Origin of the sequence: Burkholderia sp. Ax-1720 (assembly GCF_011753035.1) — a bacterium.
Classification (GTDB): Bacteria; Pseudomonadota; Gammaproteobacteria; order Burkholderiales; family Burkholderiaceae; genus Burkholderia; species Burkholderia gladioli.
Genome location: NZ_VWWK01000284.1, coordinates 1 through 5,772, shown reverse-complemented (window position 1 = coordinate 5,772; position 5,772 = coordinate 1). Strand labels below are relative to the sequence as shown.

Below are 5,772 nucleotides of genomic sequence, written 5' to 3'. Positions count from 1 at the left end.
CGGCCGAACGACGCCGCGGCGCGCCCCGCGCCCGTTGCCGCCCCGATTCCACCCGCCTCGTCGCGGACGCGCCGGCCAATCGGGCCTAGAATAGAGCTTTCCGGTCGCCGTTCCCCGCCCCGCTCGCGGGCGGGTCGGCCGGCCCGCTTCGCCGCCGCGCCGCAGTCGCGCGGCCTTCCGTCGAACCCGGCGCCTTGCGCCCACCATCGATTCGCTCATGACTACCGCACTCGACCAGCTGAAGCAGTACACCACCGTCGTCGCCGATACCGGTGATTTCCAGCAGCTCGCGCAGTATCAGCCCCAGGATGCGACCACCAATCCCTCGCTGATCCTGAAGGCGGTCCAGAAGGATGCCTACAAGCCGCTGCTCGAGAAGACCGTGCGCGACCACGCCGGCGAATCGACCGACGTCATCATCGATCGCCTGCTGATCGCCTTCGGCACTGAAATCCTCAAGATCATCCCGGGCCGCGTCTCGACCGAGGTCGACGCGCGCCTGTCGTTCGACGCCCAGGCCTCGATCGACAAGGGCCGCGAACTGATCCGCCTCTACGAAGCCGCCGGCATCGGCCGCGAGCGCGTGCTGATCAAGCTCGCCTCGACCTGGGAAGGGATCCGCGCCGCCGAGGTCCTGCAGAAGGAAGGCATCAAGTGCAACATGACCCTGCTGTTCTCGCTGGTACAGGCGGCCGCCTGCGCCGAGGCCGGCGCGCAACTGATCTCGCCCTTCGTCGGCCGCATCTATGACTGGTACAAGAAGCAGGCCGGCGCCAACTGGGACGAGGTCAAGAACGGCGGCGCGAACGATCCGGGCGTGCAGTCGGTGCGCCGCATCTACGCCTACTACAAGAAGTTCGGCTACAAGACCGAAGTGATGGGCGCGAGCTTCCGCACCGTCGCGCAGATCACCGAGCTGGCCGGCTGCGACCTGCTGACGATCAGCCCCGAGCTGCTGCAGAAGCTGCACGAGAGCAATGACAAGCTCGAACGCAAGCTGTCGCCGGACAGCGCGCAGGATGCGCCGGCCGAGCGCGTGGCGATCGACGAATCCGCCTTCCGCTTCCAGCTCAACGACGACGCGATGGCCACCGAGAAGCTCGCCGAGGGCATCCGCGCCTTCGCGGCCGACGCGATCAAGCTCGAAGGCCTGATCGAGGCGCTGCGCTAAGCGCCCCGGCGCGGGCCGCGCCCGCGCCTGCCGGCAGCACCCCCGACGGCCGCCTCGCGCGGCCGTTGTCATGTGCGCGCCGCCCGGCACGCACTACACTTCTCGTCACGGGGCGCCGCGCCCCGCCTTCATCGTGCTCGCCAGCAGGCCGAACCAGGCCGGACGAGCCCACCAGGAGACGACGATGCAAGTCCAAGCCTATCTGTTCTTCGGCGGACGCTGCGACGAGGCGATCGCGTTCTATCGCGACGCGATCGGCGCCGAGGTCCAGATGCTGATGCGCCACAAGGATGCGCCCCCCAATCCCGGCCAGCCGCTCGATCCGGCGCTGGCCGACAAGGTGATGCACGCCAGCCTGCGGATCGGCGAATCGCAACTGATGTGCTCGGACGGCGATTGCCGGCCCGGCGCGCCGCAGCAGACCCACGACGGTTATTCCCTGTCGCTGAACCCGGCCACGCTCGACGAGGGCCGGCGCATCTTCGAGGCGCTCGCCGGCGGCGGCTCGGTGGCGATGCCCTTCGGCCCGACCTTCTGGGCGCTCGGTTTCGGCATGCTGCGCGACCGCTTCGGCGTGCACTGGATGGTCAACGTCGAGGATCCGGCCGCGCGCCCCTGATCAGCAGCCCTGATCGATCGAGCCGCGCTCCCGAAAAGCACGAGGCCGGCCCCGCCGCGTCAGGCGGGAGCCGGCCTCGATCCTGCATGCGCGGCGGGCAGGCCCGCCGCCGCTTCACCCCGCCCTCAACCTTCGGCCACGTCGAGATAGTCCTCGGGCCGCGTGCGATCCTCGGCGCGCGCCATGCCGACCACGCGCACCGCCACGCTGGCCACCACCGCCACCACCAGGTTCACCGCCAGCGACCAGATCGCCGCGTAGCCGGGAATCGCCATGCCGAACAGATGTATCGTGAAGATCGAGCCCGCCAGCTTCAGCGAGATCGCCATCCAGGTACCGCAGATAATGCCGGCGGCCCAGCCAACCAGCAGGCCGCGATGGTCGAGCACGCGCGTATAGAGCCCGAGCACGATCGCCGGCAGGGTCTGGATGATCCAGATCCCGCCCAGCAACTGGAGCTGGATCGCGTAGGTCAGCGGCAACCCGAGGATGAAGGCCACCGCGCCCACCTTCACGATCAGCGAGACCAGCTTGGCGACGTTGGTCTCCTGGTGAGGCGTCATGTTGCGGTTGATGAACTCGCGATGGATGTTGCGCGTGTAGAGGTTGGCCGCCGCGATCGACATGATCGCGGCCGGCACCAGCGCGCCGATGCCGATCGCGGCGAAGGCCACGCCGACGAACCACGAGGGGAAGAAGTGCAGGAACAGCGCCGGCACCGCGAAGTTGGCGCCATAGGCCTTGAAGTACGGCGCGAACTCCGGCATGTCCTTCACGCCCGAGGCCAGCGCCATGTAGCCGAGCAGCGCGAGCAGGCCCAGCACGAAGGAATAGGCCGGCAGCATCGCCATGTTGCGGCGGATGGTGTTGCCCGACTTCGAGGACAGGATCGCGGTGACCGAGTGCGGATAGAGGAACAGCGCCAGCGCCGAGCCCACCGCCAGCGTCGCGTAGGCGCTGTAGCCGTTCAGGCTGTCCACGTCGGGCGCCTTGAGCAGCAGCTTGGGCGGCGGCACGCTGCCGAAGATATGGCCGAAGCCGCCCAGTTGCGAGGGGATCACGATGATGGCCGCGGCGATCGTCACGTAGATCAGGATGTCCTTGACGATCGCGATCATGGCCGGCGCGCGCAGCCCCGAGGTGTAGGTGTAGGCGGCCAGGATCGCGAAGGCGATGATCAGCGGCAGGTCGCCCATCAGCCCGCGCGTGTCGAAGCCGAGCCCGCCGATCACCACCTCGATGCCCACCAGTTGCAGCGCGATGTAGGGCATGGTGGCGACGATGCCGGTCACCGCCACGGCCAGCGCCAGCATGCGACTGCCGTAGCGGGCGCCGACGAAGTCGGCCGCCGTCACGTAGCCGTGCCGCTTGGCGATGCTCCAGAGCTTGGGGAACACCACGAAGGCGAACGGGTAGATCAGGATCGTGTAGGGCAGCGCGAAGAAGCCCATCGCGCCGGCGCCGAACACCAGGGCCGGCACCGCCACGAAGGTGTAGGCGGTGTAGAGGTCGCCGCCGAGCAGGAACCAGGTGACGATGGTGCCGAAGCGCCGCCCGCCCAGGCCCCATTCGTCGAGATGGGCGAGATCGCCGCGGCGCCAGTGCGCGGCGAGGAAGCCGAGGATCGTCACGCCGACGAAGAACAGCACGAACACGAAGGTGGCGGTCAGGTTCATTGCGCGTCCTCCTTGGCGGGATTGGCGCGCCAGCAATGCTTGGTCTTGCTGTAGACGAAGCCGGTGATCGCCGCGCTGCCGAACACCCAGGCGAGCTGATACCAGTAGAAGAACGGGAATCCGAGCCATTGCGGCTCGACCTTGCTGTACGACGGCACCCAGACCATCGCGATGACTGGCAGCACCAGCAGCCAGAGCCAGCGTTTGGCGGCCTGGTTGGCGTTGGCTTCGTGAGCCATGGCGTCTCCTCTTGTGTCTCTTATGCCCGGTTATTTAGATGTCTTGAACGGGTACGACGATGCGAGGAAACGCGGGCGGATCCGCTGCCGCGAGCCCAGGCTTACAGAGTATAAGAGTCCGAAATGTCGTCAGATACGCGGGCGAACCCGGAGCGCGGCGGGAATGGATGCGACGCCGCCGGCGGGGAGGCCGGCGGCGCGGGGCGCGGGCGGGAGCCCGGCCGGGAAACCGTCAGATCGTGAAGTCCGGCGAGGCGTCGCCGAGCTCGGCTTTCGATGCTTTCAAGGCTTTCACCCACTGGCGCGCGGGCAGCTTCAGCGTGTGCTCGAGATGCGCCGCGCGCGCCTCGAGCTGCGCGTAGGACACCGACAGGGCCGGGCCCGAGAAGGCCAGCGCGACGCGATTGCCCTCGTGCACTTCCGGCAGCGCGATCACGCGCGAATCGAAGGCCGCGTTGAGATGCTTCATGTTGCGCACGAAGCTCGGGTGGTCGCCGAACAGGTTGATGGTGGCCACGCCGGCTTCGGCCAGGCAGCCGCGCACCGCGCGATAGAAGGCCATGCTGTCGAGCACCGGGCCGCGCGCGGTGGCGTCGTACAGGTCGATCTGCAGGGCGCCGGTGGTGCCGCGGTTGGCCGCGTCGTTGACGAAGTCCCAGGCGTCAGCCTCGTGCACCGTCAGGCGCTCGTCGTCGGGCGGCAGCGCGAACATCGAATGCGCGGCGATGATCACCGCGGGATTCAGCTCGACCGCCTCGACGCGCGCCGGCGCCAGGTAGGCATGCGCGAACTTGGTCAGCGCGCCGGTGCCCAGGCCCAGTTGGACGATCCGCTCGGGGGTATCGAGGAACAGCAGCCAGGCCATCATCTGCTGCGCGTATTCGAGCTCGATCGCCAGCGGCCTTGAGAGCCGCATCGCGCCCTGCACCCACTCGGTGCCGAAATGCAGGTAGCGCACGCCGCGCTCCTCGGAGAACGTGACCGGCGCGAAGCGCGGCTTGCGCGGCGCCTCGATCAGCGGCGCGTCGCTCAGGTCGTCGCGGTTCGCGCGCGATTTGGTCCGCACCTCGGGGCGCTGGGCGAGGGTTTCGTCGTCGCGCGCGTTGTCGCGGCGAAACGCGCGCGCCTCGGCGGACGCGCGCTTGATCAGTCGGGTCATCTGGATGGATCGCGCAGGCCGCGCGACTCGGTGAAAACGGGAGGATCGAGAGCATAGCACCGGCGCGGCGCGGGCGGCCAGACGCAGCCGCCGAATCCGCCATGCGTCGATGCGCGGCTTCGTGTCAGGCCAGGAAGGCGGCCAGCGCGCGCCATTGCAGCAGCTTGTCCGCATAAGGCAGCGCCGCGTAGGCGGGGCTGCTCGACGGCAGCCCGAGCAGCGTGTAGGCGGCGCCGTGCTCGCCCAGCCCGCGCGTGCCGAGCCTGGCCGCCGTGCCGCCGTTGAAGGCGATCGCCGCGAGCCGCGGCAGGCTTTGCACCAGGGTGACGAGATCGTTGCTGGCGTGGTCGCGGATCCGGCTGTCGAGGCTGCCGATGCGGGTGGCCTCGGCCACCACGTCCCACAGGCCGATGCCGTGCCGCTGCAGGGTTTGCAGCCGCTGCGCGTAGTCGAGGGCGACCAGCTCGGTGCCGAGCACCTCGCCGAGCAGGCGCCAGAAGCGGTTCTGGGGATGCGCGTAATAGCGGCTCTGCGCCAGCGAGACCTCGCCGGGCAGGCTGCCGAGGATCAGCACGCGCGTGTGTTCGTCCACCACCGGCGGGAAGCTGCGCTTGAGCGCCTGCGGCCCCTCGCTCATGCGGCCGAATCCGACTCGCGCGCGAGTTCGAGCGCGCCGGCCCCGCCCACGCGCCGCCACAGCGCCGGCAACATGCATTCGCTGACCATCAGCGGCGCGCCGTGCCGCTCGAACACCGAGCGGCGCGCGGCGAACGCATGCGGCAGCGGCTCGCCCGCGGGCAGGGCCCGCGCCGCCAGCAGGTGCAGCGGATGGCCGGCGATCACGCGCCGGCTCACCAGGGCCGAGCGGGACACCCGCGCATCGCTGTAGAGCAGCTCGGCGAGCGGCT

Annotated in this window: 6 protein-coding genes and 1 pseudogene; 2 read left to right on the top strand and 5 right to left on the bottom strand. The window is 69.2% G+C overall.

Translation table 11 applies throughout. From position 1 onward, the window contains the following. Nucleotides 1-217: 217 nt before the first annotated feature. Entirely contained in the window at nucleotides 218-1,171 is a 954-nt protein-coding gene (gene tal, locus F3J18_RS35250) for a transaldolase (protein WP_017920366.1), read from the top strand. A 184-nt stretch (nucleotides 1,172-1,355) separates the two neighbouring features. Beyond that, nucleotides 1,356-1,790, top strand: a complete 435-nt coding sequence (locus F3J18_RS35245; RefSeq protein WP_036049673.1) for a VOC family protein — start codon at nucleotides 1,356-1,358, stop codon at nucleotides 1,788-1,790. Nucleotides 1,791-1,915: 125 nt separating this feature from the next. On the opposite strand, the gene F3J18_RS35240 is transcribed toward F3J18_RS35245, so the two are convergent. The 5 genes and pseudogenes from F3J18_RS35240 to F3J18_RS35220 form a co-directional block, all read right to left on the bottom strand. Next, nucleotides 1,916-3,466, bottom strand: a complete 1,551-nt coding sequence (locus F3J18_RS35240) for a sodium:solute symporter family protein (RefSeq protein ID WP_166916739.1) — start codon at nucleotides 3,464-3,466, stop codon at nucleotides 1,916-1,918. Further along, entirely contained in the window at nucleotides 3,463-3,705 is a 243-nt protein-coding gene (locus tag F3J18_RS35235) for a DUF3311 domain-containing protein (RefSeq protein ID WP_025096540.1), read from the bottom strand. Before F3J18_RS35235 ends, F3J18_RS35240 begins: the two co-directional genes overlap by 4 nt. A gap of 232 nt (nucleotides 3,706-3,937) precedes the next feature. Continuing rightward, nucleotides 3,938-4,864 carry a spermidine synthase gene (locus F3J18_RS35230; protein ID WP_025096541.1) on the bottom strand — a complete coding sequence of 309 codons (927 nt, stop codon included), beginning with the start codon at nucleotides 4,862-4,864 and terminating at the stop codon, nucleotides 3,938-3,940. A 124-nt stretch (nucleotides 4,865-4,988) separates the two neighbouring features. After that, entirely contained in the window at nucleotides 4,989-5,501 is a 513-nt protein-coding gene (locus F3J18_RS35225; RefSeq protein ID WP_166916737.1) for a DNA-deoxyinosine glycosylase, read from the bottom strand. Beyond that, nucleotides 5,498-5,772 (bottom strand): annotated as a pseudogene (locus F3J18_RS35220) (chorismate--pyruvate lyase); the annotation flags it as partial. The pseudogene F3J18_RS35220 and the gene F3J18_RS35225, both read right to left, overlap by 4 nt.